The sequence below is a fragment of the Luteimonas endophytica genome, from assembly GCF_029887875.1.
Lineage (GTDB): Bacteria > Pseudomonadota > Gammaproteobacteria > Xanthomonadales > Xanthomonadaceae > Luteimonas > Luteimonas endophytica.
Genome location: NZ_JARXRM010000031.1, coordinates 77,918 through 100,353 on the forward strand (window position 1 = coordinate 77,918; position 22,436 = coordinate 100,353).

General features: G+C 68.0%; 16 protein-coding genes. 14 read left to right on the top strand and 2 right to left on the bottom strand.

Annotation, left to right across the window (positions count from 1 at the left end; all coding sequences use genetic code 11):
• The first annotated feature begins 78 nt into the window (after positions 1–78).
• The 5 genes from QFW77_RS10025 to QFW77_RS10045 all read left to right on the top strand — a co-directional run bounded on the left by QFW77_RS10025 (position 79) and on the right by QFW77_RS10045 (position 7,549).
• Positions 79–1,164 carry a dipeptidase gene (locus QFW77_RS10025; protein ID WP_280574477.1) on the top strand — a complete coding sequence of 362 codons (1,086 nt, stop codon included), beginning with the start codon at positions 79–81 and terminating at the stop codon, positions 1,162–1,164.
• A 40-nt stretch (positions 1,165–1,204) separates the two neighbouring features.
• Positions 1,205–3,571, top strand: a complete 2,367-nt coding sequence (locus QFW77_RS10030) for a TonB-dependent receptor (protein ID WP_280574479.1) — start codon at positions 1,205–1,207, stop codon at positions 3,569–3,571.
• A gap of 58 nt (positions 3,572–3,629) precedes the next feature.
• Complete coding sequence (locus QFW77_RS10035; RefSeq protein WP_280574480.1) at positions 3,630–4,673, top strand: N-acetyltransferase DgcN family protein; 1,044 nt, start codon at positions 3,630–3,632, stop codon at positions 4,671–4,673.
• A gap of 109 nt (positions 4,674–4,782) precedes the next feature.
• Positions 4,783–5,940, top strand: coding sequence for a YkvI family membrane protein (locus QFW77_RS10040; RefSeq protein ID WP_280574483.1), 1,158 nt, complete (start codon positions 4,783–4,785; stop codon positions 5,938–5,940).
• A complete protein-coding gene (locus tag QFW77_RS10045; protein ID WP_280574484.1) occupies positions 5,927–7,549 on the top strand; it encodes a serine hydrolase in 1,623 nt (540 codons plus the stop codon). Before QFW77_RS10040 ends, QFW77_RS10045 begins: the two co-directional genes overlap by 14 nt.
• A 123-nt stretch (positions 7,550–7,672) precedes the next feature.
• Here QFW77_RS10045 and QFW77_RS10050 read toward each other — a convergent pair whose 3' ends face one another.
• Entirely contained in the window at positions 7,673–8,149 is a 477-nt protein-coding gene (locus QFW77_RS10050; protein ID WP_280574485.1) for a tRNA (cytidine(34)-2'-O)-methyltransferase, read from the bottom strand.
• A 231-nt stretch (positions 8,150–8,380) separates the two neighbouring features.
• Here QFW77_RS10050 and QFW77_RS10055 point away from each other — a divergent pair, with 231 nt between their 5' ends.
• Entirely contained in the window at positions 8,381–10,825 is a 2,445-nt protein-coding gene (locus QFW77_RS10055; protein WP_280574486.1) for a TonB-dependent receptor, read from the top strand.
• 53 nt (positions 10,826–10,878) lie between these two features.
• On the opposite strand, the gene QFW77_RS10060 is transcribed toward QFW77_RS10055, so the two are convergent.
• Positions 10,879–11,589, bottom strand: coding sequence for an SDR family oxidoreductase (locus QFW77_RS10060; protein WP_280574487.1), 711 nt, complete (start codon positions 11,587–11,589; stop codon positions 10,879–10,881).
• A 126-nt stretch (positions 11,590–11,715) separates the two neighbouring features.
• Here QFW77_RS10060 and QFW77_RS10065 point away from each other — a divergent pair, with 126 nt between their 5' ends.
• The 8 genes from QFW77_RS10065 to QFW77_RS10100 all read left to right on the top strand — a co-directional run bounded on the left by QFW77_RS10065 (position 11,716) and on the right by QFW77_RS10100 (position 22,381).
• Positions 11,716–14,691 carry a M16 family metallopeptidase gene (locus QFW77_RS10065; RefSeq protein WP_280574488.1) on the top strand — a complete coding sequence of 992 codons (2,976 nt, stop codon included), beginning with the start codon at positions 11,716–11,718 and terminating at the stop codon, positions 14,689–14,691.
• A 106-nt stretch (positions 14,692–14,797) separates the two neighbouring features.
• Positions 14,798–15,100, top strand: a complete 303-nt coding sequence (locus QFW77_RS10070; protein ID WP_280574506.1) for a DUF4156 domain-containing protein — start codon at positions 14,798–14,800, stop codon at positions 15,098–15,100.
• Between the two features lie 165 nt (positions 15,101–15,265).
• A complete protein-coding gene (locus tag QFW77_RS10075) occupies positions 15,266–16,282 on the top strand; it encodes a 3-oxoacyl-ACP synthase III (RefSeq protein WP_280574489.1) in 1,017 nt (338 codons plus the stop codon).
• A gap of 180 nt (positions 16,283–16,462) precedes the next feature.
• Complete coding sequence (locus tag QFW77_RS10080) at positions 16,463–17,335, top strand: Fic family protein (protein ID WP_280574490.1); 873 nt, start codon at positions 16,463–16,465, stop codon at positions 17,333–17,335.
• Complete coding sequence (locus tag QFW77_RS10085) at positions 17,299–17,529, top strand: hypothetical protein (protein WP_331487923.1); 231 nt, start codon at positions 17,299–17,301, stop codon at positions 17,527–17,529. The genes QFW77_RS10080 and QFW77_RS10085 overlap by 37 nt, the downstream gene beginning before the upstream one ends.
• A gap of 230 nt (positions 17,530–17,759) precedes the next feature.
• Positions 17,760–18,353 (top strand): hypothetical protein, encoded by a 594-nt coding sequence (locus tag QFW77_RS10090; RefSeq protein WP_280574493.1) that lies wholly within the window; start codon positions 17,760–17,762, stop codon positions 18,351–18,353.
• A 503-nt stretch (positions 18,354–18,856) separates the two neighbouring features.
• Positions 18,857–21,349 (top strand): hypothetical protein, encoded by a 2,493-nt coding sequence (locus QFW77_RS10095; protein WP_280574494.1) that lies wholly within the window; start codon positions 18,857–18,859, stop codon positions 21,347–21,349.
• A 486-nt stretch (positions 21,350–21,835) separates the two neighbouring features.
• Positions 21,836–22,381 carry an XAC0095 family protein gene (locus QFW77_RS10100; protein ID WP_280574495.1) on the top strand — a complete coding sequence of 182 codons (546 nt, stop codon included), beginning with the start codon at positions 21,836–21,838 and terminating at the stop codon, positions 22,379–22,381.
• The last annotated feature ends 55 nt before the right edge of the window (positions 22,382–22,436 follow it).

The following is a 22,436-nucleotide window of genomic DNA, read 5'->3' on the forward strand; positions in this document are numbered from 1 at the left end:
GATCATTATGCCCGTTGAGAGAACACGGGGCATGAAACGATGGCTGTAGACCTGTCCAGGCGGGGGCTCCTGAGGGGCATGGCGGCCGGCGCCGTGGCGGCGGCGCTGCCGGGCATCGGCGCCGCGGCCGGCCCCGCGGCGGCGGAGGGGCCGGCCGCGGCGCTGGTGGAGCGATCGCTGGTGGTCGACATGCTGGCGCCGCTGAAGATCGATTTCCGCCCCGAGACCTATGCCGGGCGCCTGTCCGCGCAGGAAGCGGCCGAGTTCCGCGCCAGCGGCGTCACCGCGATGCACCACGCCATCGGCTTCGGCGGGCCCGACGCGCACCAGCAGGTGCTCGCCTACCTGGCCGGCTGGAACGGCTTCATCGCCCGCAACAGCGAGCTGTTCTGCCTGGCCGGCAACGCCGCCGACCTCGACCGCGCCAAGGCCCAGGGCCGGATCGCGGTGATCATGGGGGTGCAGAACGCCGAGCACTTCCGCAGCGCCGAGGACGTCGCGTTCTTCCACCAGCTCGGCCAGCGCTGCGCGCAGCTGACCTACAACAGCCAGAACCGCCTCGGCTCCGGCGGCACCGAGCGCGTCGACGGCGGGCTGAGCGACTACGGGGTGGAGATCGTCGCGGCGATGAACGCCGCCGGCATGCTGGTCGACGTCTCGCATTGCGGCGACCGCACCACCCTGGACGCGATCGAGGCGTCGTCCGGGCCGATCGCGATCACCCATTCCAACTGCCGCGCGCTCAACGACCATCCGCGCCTGAAGACCGACGAGGCGATCCGCAAGCTGGCGGCGCGGGGCGGGGTGATGGGCATCACCGGGGTGCGCAACTTCGTGCGCGACCGCGAGCCCACCACGGTGGAGCACGTGGTCGACCACATCGACCACGTCGCGCGCCTGGTCGGCGTGGAGCACGTGGGCATCGGCTCCGACGCCGACCTGCACGGCTACGACGACATGCCGCCCGACCAGCTGGAGATGCTGCGCGGGCTCTACAAGTCGAGCTACGCGTTCCGCGACCGCCTGGACACCGACGGTTTCGACAGTCCGCGCAAGTTCCATGCACTGGCCGCGGCGCTGATCGCGCGCGGCTATTCCGACAGCGACATCGCACTGGTCCTGGGCGGCAACTTTCGCCGCCTGCTGGGGCAGATCTGGGGCTGAAGCCGTCGCGTTCCGGCGGCTCGTATCGAGGAGAAGACACATGAACGGCAATGGGGAGAAGGGCCGGCAGGGTGGGGTTCCGCAGCGCAGCGCGCTGTTCGCGGCGACCGCCGCCGCGCTGGCGTGGATGGCGGCGGCGCCGGCCTTCGCGCAAGAGGCCGTACCGCAACCGGAATCGCAGCCCGAGCGGCAGCCCGCGGCGGATGCCGTGGATCTCGACGTGGTGGTGGTCACCGCCAACAAGCGGGTCGAGAACATCCGCACGGTGGGCTCCTCGATCAGCCTGATCGGCGAACAGCAGCTGGAGAACCTCAACGCCGCGCGAATGTCGGACTACGCCGACTACGTGCCCGGCCTGCAGGTGCAGGACAACGGTGCGCCGGGCCTGACCTCGGTCTCGATGCGCGGCATCTCGGCGCTGTCGTCCGGCGCCACCGTCGGCACCTACGTCGACGAGGTGCCGCTGGGTTCCAGCGGCCTGTACCAGGCCGCGACCACCCTGGCGCTGGACCTGCTGCCGTACGACATCGGCCGGATCGAGGTGCTGCGCGGCCCCCAGGGCACGCTCTACGGCGCCGGCGCGATGGGCGGGCTGATCAAGTACGTGACCCGCGAGCCCGACACCGCCGCGCGCGAGTTCCGCGTCGGCGGCGGCCTGTCCACGGTGAGCGGCGGCGGCAACGGCTGGAGCGGCCGCGCCGGCGCCAACCTGCCGCTGTCCGACGACCGCATGGCGCTGCGGGTCAGCTACGGCCGCCACGAGGGGGCGGGCTACACCGACAGCGCCATCGACGGCGAGCAGGACATCAACGACAGCGTGCAGACCAGCGCGCGCGCGGCCTTCGGCTGGTACGGCGATGCCTTCACCATGAGGGTCTCGGCGCTGCGCCAGACCATCGACGCGGACGATCGCGCCGAGGTCGCCCTCGATCCGGACACCTACCAGCCGCTGTTCGGCGAACTGGACGGCCGGCTGTGGGTGCGCCAGCCCTTCAGCAAGGAGTTCGACCTGTACGCGCTGACCCTCGACTGGGACCTGGGCTGGGCCGACTTCGTCTCGGCCAGCGGCTGGTCGGACACCACCACCGACATCCAGCTGGACGCCACGATCCCCTACGGCGAGGTCGCCAATCTGCTGCTGGGGCTGCCCGAAGCCGGCGCGTCCACCGTCGTCAACGAGCTGGAACTGGACAAGTTCACCCAGGAGTTCCGCCTGACCTCCAAGGCCGGCGGGCCGTTCGAATGGATGGTCGGTGCGTTCTACACCAAGGAGGACGGGGTCCAGCGCCAGTTCGCGTCCCTGAGCCAGCTCGACGGTTCGCCGCTGCCGCCCCCGCTCGACGCGGTCGCAGGCACCCTGGCGGTGATCCACCTGCCCAGCGAGTACGAGGAAATGGCGCTGTTCGCCAACGGCTCCTGGCGCGTCACCGACCGCCTGACCCTCGACGCCGGCGTGCGCCAGGCGCGCAACGACCAGCAGTTCGTGCAGGACGTGACCGAAGGCATCCTCGCCCCGATCGAGCGCACACCGGGCGAATCCAGCGAGGACGTGTTCACCTGGAGCCTGAGCCCCAAGTTCCAGCTCGCCGACGACGTCATGCTCTACGCCAAGGCCGCCACCGGCTACCAGCCCGGCGGACCGAACGCGGTGTTCGGCAATGCCCCGCCGAGCGTCGACTCCTCGATGCTGACCAGCTACGAGCTCGGGCTGAAGTCGCAGTTCGCCGACCAGCGCCTGCTGTTCGACCTGGTCGCGTTCCGCATCGACTGGGAGGACATCCAGGTGGTGACCCAGATCGACGGCCTGGGGGTGCTGGTCAACGGCGGCGAAGCCACCAGCGAAGGCGTCGAGCTGAGCACCGTGTTCCGCGCCACCGACAGCCTGCGGCTCGGGCTCAACGCCGCCTGGACCGACGCCTCGCTCAAGGAGGATTTCCAGCCGACCACGGTGCAGACGCCGGACTTCGACGTGGTGCTCAACAGCGGCCTGGCCGGCGACCGCATGCCGTACGTGCCCGAGTGGTCCTGGTCGGCCACGGCCGAATACGCGTTCGCGCTGGGCGCCGGCTGGCAGGGCCTGGTCGGCGGGGCGCTGCGCCACGTCGGCGACCGGGTCGGCGGCACCAGCGACCGCGAGCGCATCGTCTTGCCCGGCGATCCGTCGACGATCCTGGACGAGACCGTGACCGCGCCGCTGGACGTGGACGGCTACCAGGCCCTCGACCTGTATGCCAGCGTCACCAACGGCAGCTGGAACATCCGCGCCTACGTCAACAACGCCACCGACGAGCGCGGCTATTCGTCTATCTCGCGGCTGGAGAGCGCGCTGTCCGGCACGGTCGCGCAGTTGAACGCGGTGCCGATCCGGCCCCGCACCTACGGCCTGGAATTCGACTACCGGTTCTGACGCCAGCCGCTGCCGGCGCCCCGCGCCGGCAGCGCCCCGACCCCGACCGAGCACACCGATGCTGGAAACCGTCCCGCCCGGGCCCCGCAGGGTCGACAGCCTGCCGCAGCCGTACCTGCTGTTCCTCGGCGACATCGTCGAGCCGGCCTACGCCAAGACCGCGTTCGGCCTGCGCGACTGGGCCGGCGAGCGCTGCGTGGGCGAGTTCGCCTGCCCCGGGGCCACGGTCAGCACCGGCCTGCGCAACCTGACCCCGGCGCAGGCCCATGCCGCCGGCGCCCGCGCCATGGTGATCGGCGTGGCCAACCCCGGCGGCCAGATCCCCGCCGCGTGGCAGCCGGCGCTGCTGCAGGCGCTGGAAGCCGGGCTGGACCTGATCGGCGGCATGCATGCGCGGCTGGAGGCGATCGCGCCGCTGCGCGCCGCCGCCGCGCGGCTGGGGCGGCGGCTGATCGACGTACGCCGCCCGCCGCCGGCACTCGCGGTCGCCAGCGGCCGCCGGCGCAGCGGCATGCGCCTGCTGACGGTCGGCACCGACTGCGCGCTGGGCAAGAAGTACACCGCGCTCGCACTGGCGCGGGAACTGCGCGGGCTCGGCGTCGACGCCGACTTCCGCGCCACCGGCCAGACCGGGATCCTGATCGCCGGCGAGGGCATCGCCGTGGACGCGGTGGTGGCCGACTTCGCCGCCGGCGCCGCGGAACTGCTCGCGCCGGACGCCGCCCCGGACCACTGGGACGTCATCGAGGGCCAGGGCTCGCTGTTCCACCCGGCCTATGCCGGGGTCTCGCTGGCGCTGCTGCACGGCAGCCAGCCGGACGTCATCGTGCTCTGCCACGAGGCCGGCCGCGAGACGGTGCTCGGCCATCCGGACTATCCGCTGCCGAACATCGAAGAAGCCATCGAACTCAATCTCCGCCTGGGCCGGCGCACCAACCCGCGCATCCGCTGCGCCGGGGTGAGCCTGAACACCGCGCGGCTCGACCCCGCGCGGGCGGAGCGGCTGCTGGCGGAGGAGAGCGCGCGGCTCGGCTGCCCGGTGGCCGATCCGATGCGCGGCGGCGAGCCGTTCCGGCGCCTGGTGCAGGCGTGCCTGGCCTGACCAATCCCAACGTGTCCGCAAGCCCCGCGGCCGCGGCCGGGGCGGGACCGTTGCAGCGCTGGCGTGCGCGCGGCGGCCGGTCTTCTGGCGCGTGCGGCGGGCAGCGGCCGTGAGCGCCGGCGCCTCGCGCTTCCAGCGCTGGCTCCTGCCCGGCCTGGCCTTCAAGGGCTTCGTGATCGGCGGCGGCTACGCCACCGGGCGCGAGCTGGCCGAATACTTCCTGCCCGCCGGGCCGCGCGGCGGCCTGCTCGGGCTGGCCCTGGCCACGCTGGTGTGGAGCACGGTCTGCGCGGTGACCTTCCTGTTCGCGCGGGCCACGCGCAGCTACGACTACCGCGCCTTCTTCGGCCAGCTGGTGGGGCGCGGCTGGGTGGTGTTCGAGGCCTCGTACGTGGTCTTCATGGTGCTGATCCTGGCCGTGTTCGGCGCCGCCGCCGGCGCGATCGTGGCGGCCGCCACCGGCTGGCCGCCGCTGGTGGGCACGCTGGCGCTGATGCTGGCGATCGGCGCGGTGGTGACCTTCGGCAACCGCTCGGTGGAGCGGCTGTTCGGCTGGGCCTCGGTGCTGCTGTACGCGGTGTACTTCCTGTTCGTGGTGTTCGCCTGGCAGGCCTTCGGCGAGCGCATCGGCGCGGCCCTGTCCGCGCCGCAGCCGGCCGCCGCAGGGCCCCCCGGCGACTGGATCCGCGGCGGCCTGACCTATGCCTGCTACAACATCGTCGGCGCGGTGGCGATCCTGCCGGTGGCGCGGCATTTCACCAGCCGCCGCGACGCCGCCGTGGCCGGGCTGCTGGCCGGGCCGATCGCGATCCTGCCGGCGTTCGCGTTCTTCGCCTGCATGGCGGCCTGGCTGCCGGCGATCGCCGACGAACCGCTGCCGGCCGATTACATGCTGCGGCAGATGCAGCGGCCGCTGTTCCACCTGTTGTTCCAGGCGATGATCTTCTCGGCGCTGCTGGAGAGCGGCGTGGGCGCGGTGCACGCGGTCAACGAGCGCGTGGCCGGCGCCTGGCGCGCGCGCGGCGCCGGCGACCTGCCGCGCGGTGCGCGGCCGGCCATCGCCGCGGTGCTGCTGGTCGGCTCGATCTTCGTCGCCGGGCGTTTCGGCCTGGTCGACCTGATCGCCCACGGCTACCGGGCGCTGGCCTGGCTGATCCTGTTCGTGTTCGTGCTGCCGCTGCTGACCGTCGGGGTCTGGCGGCTGTGGGCGCGCCCGCGGCCCGCGTCCAAACCCGCATCGGAGGAAGACCGACATGCCACACCGTAGACGACCGCCGCGCATCGCGGCGCTGCTCGCATCGCTGTTCGCCACCGCCGCGGCGTTCGCCGCCCCGCCGCAGGGGTTCGACGCGCGCGTGCAGGAGGCGATGCAGGCCCACGGCGTGCCCGGCATGGCGATCGCCATCGTCGAGGACGGCGAGGTCGCCCTGGCGCGCGGCTACGGGGTGCGCCGGCTGGGCGCGCCGGAGCGGGTGGATGCGGACACCCTCTTCCCCACCGGCTCCACCGGCAAGGCGGTCACCGCCGCGGCGCTGGCGATCCTGGTGGACGAGGGCAGGCTCGGCTGGGACGACAAGGTCATCGACCACCTGCCCGACTTCCGCATGCACGACCCCTGGGTGACCCGGGAGATGACCGTGCGCGACCTGCTGGTGCATCGCAGCGGGCTGGGGCTGGGCGCCGGCGACCTGCTGTTCGTGCCGCGCACCTCGCGCAGCCGCGCCGACGTGGTGCGCGCGCTGCGCCACATCGCCCCGGCCACCAGCTTCCGCAGCGGCTACGCCTACGACAACATCCTGTACGTGGTCGCCGGCGAACTGGTCGCCGCGGTGTCCGGCAGCACCTGGGAGGACTTCATCCGCGAGCGGGTGTTCGCGCCCGCCGGCATGACCACCTCGGTCAGCCACGAGGACGACCGCTTCGCCAACCCCAACCGCGCCCAGCCGCACGCGCGCATCGACGGCCGCGTGCGCGGCCTCGGCGCCCAGCGGGTGCTGCCCGAGCGCGAGGGCCTGGGCCAGGTGGCGGCCCCGGCCGGCGGGCTCTCCTCCAGTGCCAACGACCTGGCGCGCTGGCTGCAGGTGCAGCTGGGGCAGGGCGCCTTGCCCGGCGGCGGCGGGCGCCTGTACAGCGAGGCCAGCGCGCGCGCGATGTGGACGCCGCAGGTGCTGATGCCGGTGCGCCGGTACCCGCCGCCGATCGACGGCATCACCCCGCAGTTCTCGACCTACGCGCTGGGCTGGAACGTGCAGGACTATCGCGGCACCCGCCTGGTCCAGCACGGCGGCGCGGTGTTCGGGGTGCTGACCATGGTGGTGCTGGTGCCAGACCACGAGGTCGGCTTCGCGCTGCAGATGAACGCCGAGGACGTGCACGTGCTGCGCGGGCTGATGTACGAGCTGCTCGATCACTACCTCGACGGCGCCGCGGAAGACTGGCCGCAGAAGGACTGGGTGGCCGCCTTCGCCGAGTGGAACCGCGCACGGCTGGAAGCCGGCGTGGCGGCGCTGGATGCGGCCGGCGAGGACGGCGGCGCGCGCGGCAGCCCCTCGCTACCGCCGTCCGGCTACGCCGGCGCCTACGCCGACCCGTGGTACGGGCCGATCGCGATCGGCGAACGGGGCGGCCGCCTGCGCATCGACTTCAGCCAGAGCCCCGGCATGGTCGGCACGCTGCGCCACCACCGTCACGACACCTTCCGCGCCGACTGGGACGACGGGTCCATCGAACCGGCCTACGTGACCTTCGCGCTCGACGCCGAGGGCCGGGTCGATCGCATCACCATGAAGGCGGTCTCGCCGGTCGCGGACTTCAGCTACGACTATCACGACCTGCTGTTCACCCCGGTGGGCGAGCCCGGCCCGGACTCCCGCTGACCGGCCTTCGCGGCCATGGGCCGCGCCTACAGGGAAATGCCGCGGCACCCCCGCACGGGAGGCGCCGCGGCAACCCCGCAGGGGAGACGCCGCAGCAGCCCGTAGGGGACCGCCGCGACAAGGCTACTGCCCCGGCGGTGCCGCCCCGGCGAAGCCCAGCTGCCGCCATGCCTCGAACACCACCACGGCGACGCAGTTGGAGAGGTTGAGGCTGCGGTTGTCCGGGCGCATCGGCAGCCGCAGCCGCAGCTCGTCCGGCACCGCCGCCAGCACCTGGTCCGGCAGGCCGCGGGTTTCCGGGCCGAACAGGAACGCGTCGCCCGCTTCGTAGCGCACGGTGTCGTAGCGCCTGGCGTTGCGCGTGCTGAGCGCGAACAGGCGCGGCGGCCGGATCTGCGCCAGCGCCGCCGCGAGCGAGTCGTGCACGCGCACGTCGGCGTACTCGCGGTAGTCGAGCCCGGCCCGGCGCAGGTTGCGGTCGTCCAGGTCGAACCCGAGCGGCGCGACCAGGTGCAGGCGCGCGCCGGTATTGGCGCACAGGCGGATCGCGTTGCCGGTGTTGGGCGGGATCTCGGGCTGGTAGAGGACCACGTCGAACATGCGTGGATTATGCGCGGTCACGGCGGCCTGAGCCCCGGGCGTCCGGCAGCCGGGCCGCGCCCGCGGCCGCGCCCACGTGCCCAAACAGAGGCGGCGGTGTGCCCCCCTTGCGCAATCGCGGCCGAGCCGTTGCGCGCCCCGCAACCCCCGGGTATCCAGTCGTGCGGGCTGCGCGAAAGGCGACTGCGGGGTGCGCTGCCGTCCAACCAACCAACAGGGAAACCCGAACCGATGAGTCTTCACCGCAACGGCCGCGTGGAGCGGCGCGCGCTGGCCAGCGCACTGGCCATGGCCCTGGCGGCCGGCACCGCTTCGGCCCAGGAGCCGCAGCTCGACGCGGCGCAGCTCCCGCCGGCCGCGGAGGACGAGGCGACCACGCTCGACCGGGTGCTGGTGACCGCGCGCAAGCGCACCGAGAACATCATGGAAGTGCCCATGAACATCACGGTGATCTCGGCGACCGAGCTCAACGACCGCAACGTCGCCAACGTCCAGGACATCTACCGCACCATCGCCGGCGGCTCCAGCCCGACCGGCGAACTCATCCTGCGCGGCCTGGTCGGCGGCAACACCACCACGCCCGGCACCACCAGCCAGTTCGTCGACGGCATCCCCTTCGACTTCGGCAACGTCTTCGACGTCGAGCAGGTCGAGGTGCTGCGCGGCCCGCAGGGCACGCTGTGGGGCTCCAATGCCATCGGCGGCACCGTCCAGATCCGCACCCGCGCACCCCAGTTCAACGACTTCGAGCTCTACAGCACCCTGGTGGCGGAGGACGAGAAGAACGTCTCCGGCACCCGCAGCCGCACCCAGGCCGGCATCAACATTCCGCTGGTCGACGACACCCTGGCGATGCGGATCGCCGCCAGCGTCAGCGACTCGCCGGGCAAGATCGTCAACGCCTACACCGGCAACGCGTACGAATCGGAGAACGAATTCATCCGCACCCAGCTGCGCTGGGCGCCGACCGAGGACCTCGACATCAACTTCGGCCATATCTGGACGGCGACCGACACCCGCGGCACCGTCAATGCCGACCGCTCGATCGCGGGTTACTACACGGTGCCGACCCTGACCGAGAACCCGGACTCCCCCTGGGGCTACGACGTCGAGTTCGGCGAGATCGACTGCCCGGCCGGCGCCGAGCGCCCCGCCTGCCGGGCGCCCACGCCGCTCGTCGACTCCGACCCCAAGTTCACCGTCTGGGAGCTGATGGACGGCTGGTCCCGCGACACCACCAACCTGTTCTCGCTGAAGATGGACCACGGCGACCTGTTCGGCATCGCCTCGGCGCACTACGTGGGCTCGTACCGCAAGAACTTCAGCAATTCGCTCGACAACTGGTCGCGCCTGGACCTGGACGACATGGCGCGCACCTGGATCGTCAACCGCAGCAGCAACCAGCGCACCACCCACGAGCTGCGCTTCCAGAACCTGGAGTCGCTGGGCGGGCTGGACTGGACCGTCGGCTTCTTCCAGGACCGCGCCTGGCAGGGCTACAACCCCAACGAGCAGTGGCAGTACCACGACACCGATCCGCGCAGCATCGCGATCTTCTCGGCCTGGAACGACTACTTCGCGTACGGGTTCAACGACCTGGGCATCGACAACATCGCCGAGCTCGGCCAGGCCCTGTACGGCAACCCCGGCATCAACTACAACCTGACCACCCTGCACGACTACACCAAGGAGCAGGCGGCGTTCGGCGAGCTCAGCTACCTCATCGAGACCGGCATCGGCCGCTTCGAGCTGACCGGCGGCATCCGCTACTTCGACTTCGAAGGCTCCACCGCGTTCCGGCGCAGCGGCATCTGGTTCGGCACCAACGGCGACAGCCCCTATTTCGACGAGGCCTCCAGCGGCGGCGAGTCGGGCAACCGCAAGAAGTTCGGCGTCTCGTACATGCCCAATGCCGAGACCAACATCTACGCGCTCTACTCGGAGGGCTACCGGCCCGGCGGCAACAACGCGCCGCTGCCGACCTCCTGCCTTGAGGACGATTTCGCCGGCGCCTACCAGTCGCGCTACAACAGCGACCTGATCGACAACCACGAGCTGGGCGTGAAGGCGGCGATGTTCGACCGCCGGCTGCGGGTCTCCTCGGCGATCTACCGGATCGACTGGAGCGAGACCTGGGCGGAGGTGTACATGCCCTCGTGCGGCTTCAGCTACACCACCAACACCCCGGGCCAGTCGGCGAAATCGCAGGGGCTGGAGTTCGAGAGTTCGCTGGCGCTGGGCGAGTCGACCATGGTGACCGTGAACTACGGCTACACCGATACCGAGATGACCGCCGCCAACGAAGCGCTCGGCTCCGAACCCGGCGACAAGATGACCATGGTGCCCAGGTACAACGCCTACCTGGCGCTGGACCAGGGCTTCCGCGTGTTCGGGCGCGATGCGTTCGCGCGCGTCGACCTGGCCGCCTACGGCGAGTTCAAGTCGCACTTCAACACCCGCCCGGAGGACGTGGCGCCCGCGTACCAGACGGTCAATCTGTCGGGGCGGCTGCACCTGAACGACAACGCGGTGGTCAGCGTGCACGTGAAGAATCTCTTCAACGAGGACTACCTGACCTACCGTTCGGCGCGCTCGCGCACCTCCAGCCGTTCCGCGCTCTACGAGCGCTACGGCGCCGAGCGCAGCGTGGGGGTGAGGTTCGACTACAGCTTCTGAGGCACCTTGGGGCGGCGGCACGTCCGTCGCCCCCGCTTGCGCGGAGCGCCGGCCTACCAGTCGATGGCTTCGCCCTGCCAGTCGATGAAGCGCCCGCTGTCGTCCCCGGACACGCCGTCGACCTGCCGCAGCAGGCCGGCGGCGGCGTCCTCCGGCGCCACCTCGGCGCCTTCGCCGCCCATCTCGGTGCGCACCCAGCCGGGGCTGACCGCGATCACCACGATCCCGCGCTCGGCCAGCGCCTGCGCCAGCAGCACCGTGGCCATGTTCAGCGCGGCCTTGCTGATCGCGTAGGTCGGGGTGCCGAAGCGCGCGGTCAGGGCGATCGAACCCAGCCGCGAGGACAGGTTCATCACCCGGGCGCCGTCGGCCAGCAGCGGCGCCAGCGCCTGGGTGAGCAGGAAGGGACCTGCGGCATTGGTGCGGAAGCTGTGGTCCAGAGTGTCGGCGCCCACCTCGCCGAAGCGCTCGCCAGAGTGCAGCACCCCGGCGTTGTTGATCAGCAGGTCGAGGCGGCCTTCTTCCCCCAGCACCAGCGGCAGCTCGCGGGCGAGCTCGGCGTGGGTCTTGGGCGCGGCCACGTCCAGCGGCAGCACGTGCAGGCGCCCCGGGTACTCGCCGGCGAGGTGGTTCAGGTCGGTGGCCTTGCCGGGCTGGCGGCAGGCCGCCACCACGCGGTCGCCGCGGGCCAGCAGCTGGCGGGTGAATTCCAGGCCGATGCCGCGGTTGGCGCCGGTGACGAGGACGTGTCTGGGTGTGCTCATGCCGGCGAGTGTGCCGCAAGCGGCGTTGCCGCGGCGTGGTCGCGGCGGCGGCGGCCGGGACTTGTGGCGGATGCCCGGGCGCGCCGGCGCCGCTAGGATGGCGGGGTCGACCTGCAAGGAGCCCGCATGCCCCCGTCCCCGATCCTGCCCGGCCGCCGGCCGCGCACCGCCGTGCGCGGCGCCGCCTTCGCCCTGTGCCTGGCCACCGTGCTGGCGGCGCTGCCGCTGAGCGCCGCGCCGGCCGAAGAGGCCGCGGCCCCCGGCCCGCAAGCCGCAGACACGGCAGCAGTCGACATCCCGTTCGAGCAGTTCACCCTGCCCAACGGCCTGCGCGTGGTGGTGCACACCGACCGCAAGGCGCCGATCGTGGCGGTGAACCTGTGGTACCACGTGGGCAGCAAGGACGAGCCGGCCGGGCGCAGCGGCTTCGCCCACCTGTTCGAGCACCTGATGTTCCAGAGCTCGGAAAACCACCAGGGCGAATACTTCGCCCCGTTCGAGCTGGTCGGCGCCACCGACATGAACGGCACCACCAACTCCGACCGCACCAACTACTTCCAGAACGTGCCCACCACCGCGCTGGACATGGCGCTGTGGATGGAATCGGACCGCATGGGCCACCTGCTCGGCGCGGTGGACCAGGCCGCGCTGGACGAGCAGCGCGGGGTGGTGCAGAACGAGAAGCGCCAGGGCCAGAACCAGCCCTACGGCCAGGTGTGGGAGCTCTTGGGCAAGGCGATGTACCCGAAGGGGCACCCGTACCACCACAGCACCATCGGCTCGATGAACGATCTCAACGCCGCCACCCTGGACGACGTGAAGCAGTGGTTCCGCGCCTGGTACGGCCCCAACAACGCGGTGCTGGTGCTGGCCGGCGACATCGACCTGGAAACCGCCCGCGAGAAGGTGACCCGCTACTTCGGCCACATCCCCGCCGGGCCGGACATGGCCCAGCCGCCGGTGGACCCGGCCAGGCGCGAGGAAACCACCCGCAGCACCCTCGAGGACAAGGTGCCGCAGACCCGCATCTACCGGGTCTGGAACGTCGCCGAGACCGGCACCGTGGACCTGGACCGGCTGCAGCTGTTCGCGCACGTGCTCGGCGGCAGCAAGGCCTCGCGGCTGGACCGCCGCCTGCTCCACGCCGACCGCCTGGTCGACAGCATCAGCGCCGGCGCCTGGGGCTCGCAGCTGGGCTCCAGCTTCATGGTGATGGCCAACGTGCGCGAGGGCGTGGACCCGGCGCGGGTGGAGGCGGCGATCGACGAGGAGCTCTCCCGGCTGATCGCCGAGGGCCCCACCGCCGCCGAGCTGGCGCAGGCCAAGACCGCGTTCCGCGCCGGCTTCATCCGCGGCATCGAGCGGATCGGCGGCTTCGGCGGCAAGGCCGACGTGCTGGCCGAGTGCGCCGTGTACGCCGGCGACCCGGGCTGCTTCCGCGAGTCGCTGGCCAACATCGCCGCGGCCACGCCGGCCGGGGTGGCCGCGGCCGGGCGCGAGTGGCTCTCGGCCGGCGACCACGTGCTCACGGTGGTGCCGGGCGAGCGCCAGGAGATCCCGGAGGACCCGGCGGTCACCCCGGCCCCGTTCGAACTGCCGGTGCCGGACCCGCGCTACGCCACCACCCCCAGCGCGGTGGACCGCAGCCAGGGCGTGCCGGTGCCCGACGACTTCCCCGAGCTGCAGTTCCCGGAACTGCAGCGCGCCCGCCTGGGCAACGGCACCCGGGTGATCCTGGCCGAGCGCCACGACGTGCCGGTGGTGCAGCTGAGCTACGAGTTCGACGGCGGCTACGCCGCCGACCAGGGCCGCCGCCTGGGCAGCGCCGGCTTCTCCATGGCGATGCTGGACGAGGGCGCCGGCGAGCTCGGCGCGCTGGCCTTCGCCGACCGCGCCGAGTCACTGGGCGCCAACCTGGGCGCCGGCGCATCGCTGGACGGCGGCAGCGCCTACCTCTCCGCGCTGAAGGAAAACCTGGACCCGTCGCTGGCGCTGTTCGCCGACATGGTGCGCAAGCCGCGCTTCGACCCGGCCGAGATCGAGCGGGTGAAGGCCAGCTGGATCGCCGGCATCCGCCAGGAGAAGGCGCGGCCGAACGGCGCGGCGATGCGGGTGCTGCCGCCGCTGCTGTACGGCGACGACCACCCGTACGCCATTCCCTTCAGCGGCACCGGCACCGAGGAATCGGTGGCGGCGCTGGCGCGCGAGGACCTGGTGGGCTTCCACCGCGACTGGGTGCGCCCGGAGAACGCCACCCTGATCGTGGTGGGCGACACCACCCTGGAAGAGATCGTGCCGCTGCTCGAGCGCCACTTCGGCGACTGGCGCGGCAGCGGCGAGACGCCGGAAGCGCCGGCGGTGGGCGACGTGGCGCGCCCGGCCGCGCCGCGGGTGTTCCTGATCGACCAGCCCGGCGCGGTGCAGGCCAACATCTTCACCGGCCAGGTGGTGCCCTCCACCCGCCACCCCGGCGCCACCCGCTTCGACATCGCCGACGCGGTGCTGGGCGGCACCTTCTCCTCGCGCCTGAACATGAACCTGCGCGAGGACAAGCACTGGGCCTACGGCGCCTACAGCTTCAGCCCCGGCGCGGTGGGGCCGCGGCCGTGGATGGCGTTCGCGCCGGTGCAGATCGACAAGACCGTGGAATCACTGCAGGAGCTGCAGCGCGAGATCGCCGGCTACGCCAGCGGCCGGGCCCCGCCCTCCGACGAGGAAGTGGCGCGGATCCAGGCGCAGGAGATCCGCGGCCTGCCCGGCTCCTACGAGACCGCGAGCGCGGTGCTGTCGGAGATCGGCGGCATCGTCCGCTATGGCCGCCCGGACGACTACGTGCACCGCCGCCGCGCCGAGATCGAGGCGCTCACGCCCGAACAGGTGGCCCAGGCCGCGGCCACCCTCGACCCGGCGGCGCTGACCTGGGTGGTGGTGGGCGACCTGGACCGGATCGAGCAGCCGATCCGCGCGCTCGGCCTGGGCGAGGTGGCCATCGTGGATGCAGACGGCAACCCGGTGGTGCCCGGCGGCGGTGCCGAAGCGGACGCCAGCGACGACCAGGCCGCCGAACCGGACAACGACGCGGCCGATGCCGGGGCGCGATGAACCGCGCCCGCACCGGCGCCCGGGCCGCCCGGGCCCCGCGCTTGCCGCCACCCGGGCCGGCGCGCACCATGTGCGCCGGGACCGCTATCGGAATACACGCATGCGCCTGACCCTGCTGCTCGCCTCGATCCTGGCCGCCACCGGCTGCACCTGGGTGCACATGGCGCCGGGGGCCAGCGCGGTGCGGGTGGCGGCCACCGCGCCCACCGGCTGCGAGAAGCGCGGCGAGGTGGCGGTGTCGGTGAAGCACAGCATCGCCTTCATCGACCGCAACCCGCTGCGGGTGCGCGAGGAGCTGGAAACCCTGGCCCGCAACGAGGCGCCCGGCCTGGGCGCCGACACCGTGCACCCCTTGTCCGAGCCGGTGAACGGCGACCAGCGCTACGCCGCCTGGCGCTGCGGCGGCTGAACCGTTCACCCTGCCGGCGGGCGCAGCGGTGCCGGCCCGCGGCGCCGGCCCCGCCGGCCCCGGACCTGCTTGCGTGAACCGCATCCGGCGCACCGGCGGGACAATCATGCGCCGGGGGAGCGAAGCCGGTAAGCTATGCGCCCTTTTGTTCCCGGTGTGCCCGCCATGCTGTTCCAACACGTCGCCATTGCCGGCCTGGCCCATATCGACGCGCCGCGGCGGCTCTCGACCGACGAGATCAACGCACGGCTCAAGCCCACCCTCGACCGGCTGAACATCCGCACCGACGTGCTCAAGGACATCGCCGGCATCCACGCGCGGCGCCTGTGGGACGGCGCCATGCTGGCCTCCGACGCCGCCACCCTGGCCGGGGTGAAGGCGCTGGCCGATGCCGGCATCGACCCGTCCCGGCTGGGCCTGCTGGTCAACACCTCGGTCAGCCGCGACTACCTGGAGCCCTCCACCGCCAGCATCGTCAGCGGCAACCTGGGGCTGCCCGACACCTGCCAGAACTTCGACATCGCCAACGCGTGCCTGGCCTTCATCAACGGCATGGATATCGCCAGCCGCATGATCGAGCGCGGCGAGATCGACTACGCCCTGGTGGTGGACGGCGAAACCGCGGACCTGGCCTACGAGAAGACCCTCGAGCGCATGACCCGCGTGGACGTGAGCGAGGAGGACTTCCGCAACGAGCTGGCCACCCTGACCCTGGGCTCCGGCGCCGCGGGCATGGTGCTGGCGCGCGCCGAGCTGGCCCCGGGCGCCCCGCGCTACCGCGGCGGCGTGACCCGCGCCGCCACCGAGTGGAACAAGCTGTGCCGCGGCAACCTGGACGGCATGATCACCGACACCCGCATGCTGCTGATCGAGGGCGTGAAGCTGGCCCAGAAGACCTTCCAGGTCGCCACCCAGAAACTGGGCTGGGTGGTGGAGGAGCTGGACGAGTTCGTGGTGCACCAGGTCAGCAAGGCGCACACCGCCGCCTTCACCAAGGCCATGGGCATCGACCCGAAGAAGGTCATGACCATCTTCGGCGAGCACGGCAACATCGGCCCGGCCTCGGTGCCGATCGTGCTCAGCAAGCTGCGCGAGATGGGCCGCCTGAAGAAGGGGGACCGCGTGGCCCTGCTGGGCATCGGCTCGGGCCTGAACTGCTCGATGGCCGAGGTGGTCTGGTAGGGCCGGCGGCCCGGCTGCGCCGGGCCGACCCACGGCACGGGATTTGAGCGGCTGCGACTCGCCCCGCTCGATTCGGGGCCGCGGCGGGCCAGTCATCATGTATGGAATTCCGGCGATCTTTGACATATCGCCGGTGACGTGTATAAAAAACGTCAGTTATCTATACATGTCAGGCCATTTATGCCCATTCCGCCCCTGAATGGACTCGCGCCGGAGCGGTTCGAGACGGCGCCGATCCTCAAGCGCTTGAACGCGGCCAGCCGCAGCCTGGCCGAACTCAAGGGCGTGGCGGCCAGCATCCCCAACCAGAACATCCTCATCAACACACTGACCCTGCAGGAAGCCCGGGACAGTTCGGCGATCGAGAACATCATCACCACCCAGGACGATCTGTACCGGGAGGACGACCCGGCGACTGCCACTGGCACCGCGATCAAGGAAGTCCTGCGCTACCGGCAAGCGCTCCAGGCTGGATACGCCCAGGTCCGGAAGACGGGCCTCCTGACCCTCAACACCATCCTCGGAATCCAGGAGCAATTGGAGTGCAATCGGGCCGGGCTGCGGAAGCTGCCCGGAACCGCATTGCGCGACGGCGCTGGCACTCTGGTATACGAGCCTCCGCAGGATGCCAACGAGGTGGCGCGCCTGATGGGCGAACTCGAACGCTTCCTCCATGGCCAGCCGCCCTTTGCCGCCGATCCACTGGTGAAGATGGCCCTGATCCATCACCAGTTCGAGAGCATCCATCCGTTTTACGACGGCAACGGCCGCACCGGGCGCATCATCAACGTGCTGTACTTGGTCAAGGAAGGTCTCCTCGATATTCCGGTGCTGTATCTCAGCCGCCACATCGTGCGTACCAAGCCGGACTACTATCGTCTATTGCGGCCGTCCGCGACGAAGATGCGTGGGAGGATTGGGTGCTCTACATGCTCGACGCGGTGGAGGCAACGGCCGCCGAGAGCGTCGCCACGATCCAGGCCATCAAGATCCTGCTGCAACAGACCAAGCAGCGTGTGCGCGCGAACTACAAGTTCTACTCGCAGGATCTGATCAACAATTTGTTCAACCATCCATACACCCGGGTAGAGTTCGTCCAGCGCGAGCTTGGGGTGTCGCGACTCACCGCCACCAGATACCTCGATGCGATGGCCGGCGATGGCGTGCTGGACAAGATACGGATAGGTCGCAACAACTACTATGTGAACCGACCGCTGTTCGAGTTGCTCGGCCGCGGCGCCGGCTAGGAACGTGGATGCCGGCATCGGGTCGGACCCAAGCCAGCTACCTGCCGAATGCCGGGCCTGCCGAAAGTAAAGCCTAATTTCATTTCTCTCCCGGGCTTTGAAAGAACTCGCGCCATCAAAGGTCTTAGGCGCCGACCCCGCGGGCCCCATGCAGCCCGCCGTTCCCTGGTCTATAGTCGGCCCAGGCATGGCTTTCCTGCCTGCCAGGGGAGGCACCAGGGGGGTGTCACATGGAAATCAGCCAGCGGCGGAACGCCAACCGCATCCGCTTCGCATTCGGCCAGGACGAGCTTCAGTACAGCCTGGAGGACCGGTCCGGTAGCCGGTCGTTCTCCGTCCCGTACATCGAAACCAGCCGCGACCGCCAGACACTGGTGGAACGCAACCAGTGGCTCGGCAACGTCGGCCTGCTCTGGCTGGCGATCGGCGCGGTGCTCACCGCCGCCAGCTTCGCAGGCGAGGGCGGCGGCAGCATCTCGATCTGGCTCTGGGTGGGCGCCGCGTGCTACGCGATCTACCGCTACCGGGTCACCCGCTTCACCATCGTGCCGTCCGACAAGGGCAACCTGCTGGTGATCGACGACACCGAAGGCGAGCGCATCCTGCAGGAGATCGCATCGCGCCGCGCCGACCAGTTTCGCCGCGAGTACGACTTCATGCCGGAAGGGGAATCGCCGGACCAGCACCGCAGCCGTTTCAAGTGGCTGCACCGCGAGGGCGCGTTGTCAGACGAGGAGCTGGAGCAGCGTTTGGCGGCAATTCGTGCTGACGAAACTAACGTCGGTCACCCGGTTCGTCCCGAATCAAGCTCTCTGTTGAATTGACGCTTGGGACGGAGGAAGCTCCATACGAGAATTCCCGGTAGGGCTGATTCATCGTCCACAAGCTATCGGCATCGCGGAGCAGGCCTTCTAGAAGGGGTTAGAGGCCACCAGCGAGCGCGGCGATGTACTCGGCGTACTGGACAGCATGCATCAGCGAGACAAGATCCAGAAAGGCTTCATGTACTACGATCACGATAAACCGTCGCTGGTGGGCACGACCACCTTCCTGCCAAGGAGCATAACGGCGGGGGGTCGGGATTTTATTGCAACCGGCTGGCACCAGAAGGTGAGATTCCGCACGCGGATTTGGTTGGGGAGCAAAACGCTGCCGATCAGATGCACGACGGACGCGGGCTGGCGTATCTTCAAGAAACGTCGCGACGGCGCTGGAGGAGGCCGTAAAGAGCTATGGCCTCAGGCAGTTCAGTCATGCGGTGTATGACGCGGCTGGGAGGTGTCAGCGGAACGTCTGAGCGAACGGGAAGTTACTGCGGAGAGGGGCTGTGGACACTCTTACGACATCGGCTTCAAAGGAAGATGGGCTGGCGCAACGAATCGCGGAGTACCGAGCCGCACTCGAAGTCGATGCGAATGAAGCTCAAACAAGATTCCACGTGATCGACGAGTTCCTCTCCAGAGAACTCGACTGGCGAAAGGACGCGATACGTGTGGAACCCTACCTTGACGGTGCTGGCTTTGCTGACTATGCAGTCTTCAGCTCTGGCCGCTGCAAAGCTGTGCTTGAGGCCAAACGAGATGGCATGGATCTATGTACCGTAAAACAACCACAAATGGCGGTTGTTGCTCTGAACGGCTCCGCGTTGAAAGCAGCTGCAGATGGTGTAGCTCAGGCAGTTGGGTACGCCGCTCGACTTGGTTCGCAGGTCGGAGTGGTGACCAACGGCCGCCAATGGATTCTTTTTTTGGCATCTAGGACCGATGGTAGGCCCCCAAGCGAGGGGCTGGCGGTAGTCTTTCCTTCCTATGAGTCCATAGTCGAATCCTGGGCTCAGTTCTATGACTTCCTTTCGGAAGCTGGTTTGCAGGAGCAAAAACTCGCCACCTATATCCGCGAGCAGGACGCAGGATCAATTCCAGTGACCGTCTCCTATTACAGGGCATTGGATAGAAGCTATAAACGCGTGCCGCAGTCTTCTGAGCTTGCATTCTCTTTGAGTGAACTGTTTCGCAAATCATTCATTAAAATTAATACAAAATCGAGAGCAGAACTAATAGAATGCTTTGTGGAGACTCGAGCCAGCCGTGAGAACGATGTCGCTTTTGAGAAAATAGTTAACGAACTAATTGACAGGACTGTTAGGCGATTGGATCGAATTGATGTATCTAATCCGGACAGTCTTCAGGGACTCATTGAAAACTCAGTAGAGCTTCGCACAGGCGAATTTGTCCTGCTTGTAGGCAACAAGGGCTCTGGAAAGACTACTTTCTTAGATAGATTCTTCTCAAAAGTTTTACCGTCAAACTTGAGAGATAAGGTTCTTACGCTCACGGTGGATTTGCTCAAGAGCGAGGGATCAGAGGCGCATCTAACTGACTGGATGTCTAGCGAGCTGATAAAGCAGTCAGAGCGAGAACTATTTGGTACCACTAAGCCGACGTACGATCAGCTTCGAGGCGCCTTTTGGTCGATGTATACAAAGATGCGCGGCGGAGAGTTGGCGCCCCTTTACAAGAAGAATCCAGAAGATTTTCGACAGAGGTTTGGCGAGGAGTTGTCGCGCCTTAGGCGTGACCAGCCAAGAGAGTTTCTCCTTGATCTGCTGAAGCGTTCTCTCGTGGGAGAGCAGCGACTTCCTATCCTTGTGTTCGACAACGTGGATCATTTGCCGCGATCCATCCAGGACAGAGTTTTTCAGTATGCTGTTGGTCTTTCCACTAGCGTTGCCTCATTCCTTGTTTGCCCAGTGACTGACACTACGGTTTGGTCCCTAAGTAAAGCCGGACCACTTCAGAGTTTTCATTCGCGCGCATTTTTTCTTCCTGTTCCCAGCTTGAAGGATGTCTTTGCTAAGCGGCTCGAGGTGCTTCAAGCTGAGTGGGACATCACAGAGAAGGACAGAACAGAAAAGAGTGCGTTTGTCGGTGGTGGAATGCGCCTTACAATTAAAGATATTCAATCATTTTGTGCTGCAGTTGAATCTATATTCGTTGCCACATCAGATATAACAGCAGTTATTGGTCGCCTTTGTAATTACGATGTTCGAAGAAGCCTAGAGCTCTCTGGTGAGGTTCTTTCTTCGCCGTGGATTGGTTTGGAAGAGTTGCTAAAAATGTACGTCGCTAGAGGCGAGGTTCGGCCAAAGCGTACGGTTCTTATGACATCTCTGGTTCTTCAGAAGGGGACAATCTACGACGAGGACAAGCACAACTTCCTTATCAATGTCTTCGCGCGCCCGGCTGGATCGTTGACCTCGCCGTTTATGGGTTTGTATCTCTTGAAGTACCTTGCGATGATTGATGAGAAGGCATCTACGACAAGGGATAGATTTGTTGGGGTCTCGGAGCTTTGGGATAGATTCCACTCTTTAGGTGTTCACAGAGAAACTTTCAGATACTACGTAGATCGCTTTCATTCGCGATCTCTAATTGAAACTTACGACCCGTCCGAGAAATCCTTGCGAGACGAAACGTTGATTCGGGTGAGTCCTGCAGGCTTGGCCCATCTGCGAATGGTCTTTAGCGATAATGTGTACATATCTCAGATGGCATTGGTTACTCCCGTAGCTGCCGAGTCGGCGGCGATTACTATTCGAGAGGAAGTGCAGAAAACTTACCAGGGCTGGATGAAGATCTGCAATGTTTTGCTGACGGAGATGCGGGCGGAAGATACCCAGGTTTTTCCCTTTGTGGCTGAGGATGTTTATCCCTGGATTGTCTCTGTCAGATCTGAGATCGATCAGCTACATCAACGCGTCGCCAGACGAAGACCAACGCCTTCTAATAAAGTTCGCGTTCCGAGAAGTAGAGCAGGTTAGAAAATAATGGGATCAGAAAGCTCAAGTGCTGAGGCTTCTGCATATCTTCCCCGCGAGGCCAGCTGCTTACTGGCGCAGAACTGCGCGCTGCCTGAGCACGTCCTCCCCGATGAGGTAAAGGCTGTGCTTCACGGATGCGCCAAGCGATTAAGATCTCTGAATCAAGGGCGACCTTGTAGGATTGGGTGAAGCTCGAGTATGAGAGGTTCAGAGAAACGGTACTTGACAGGGTTGCTGTACCGGAACAGACTCACCTTAAGGAGCGTAGAAACTCCACACAGAGCGGTGCCCACCTCCGACAATCCGGTGGGTTTTTTGTGTCCGTGCTGCTGCGGGCACGACCGACGCGATGCCTGCGTCGGGAGGGCGGCTAATACAACACCCTTCGGGGAAATACGCCCGCCGGCTCTGTGCGGTTTCTAACCTCCCGACTTCCCGTCTGCCGTGCCGCGGTGGGCGGGCACTTCATGGAAGGAGGAGGCAACGATGTCGAACCGTGAATCAAACGATCTGCAGGTGCGGGGTTATTTCCTGCCGGAAGACAGCCAGTTCCGGCTGAAGAAGCTGCATGACCACATGGTGTTCCTGTCGCACCTGGCGCAGCCGCGCACGCACGACGAGGACGAGACGGGCTGGGGGCCCGAGATCAGCGGGGATGAGTTGGCCGTCTGCCTGGAGGTGCTGGCCGCCCAGGCCGAGCGCGTGCTGCACGAGGTGACATGGCCGGCCGAGCGGGTGGTGGGCGGCGATCGGTCGCAGGCCCGCGATGAGGACGACGTGCTGGAGGCACCGGCACGGACCGGCGAGGCGTTGGCTGCCGGCGCACAGGATGACGAGGCAGAAGCGGCCTCGGCCGCAGGCACGCAGGACGACGAAGTGGGCGAAGCACCAGGCGCCAAGGAGGGTGACGAGGCTGACCTGGCGGACGCCGCCGCGACGGTGGAGGAGGCCGAAGCCCGCCTCGTCTTCGGCATGACCATGGACCAGCTGGATGTAATGACCCAGCGCTTCCTGCACAGGTCAGGCCGCTAAGACATACGCCTGGGCGGGTGTCTTCATGCCCAGCGCCTGGTGCGGGCGCCGGAAG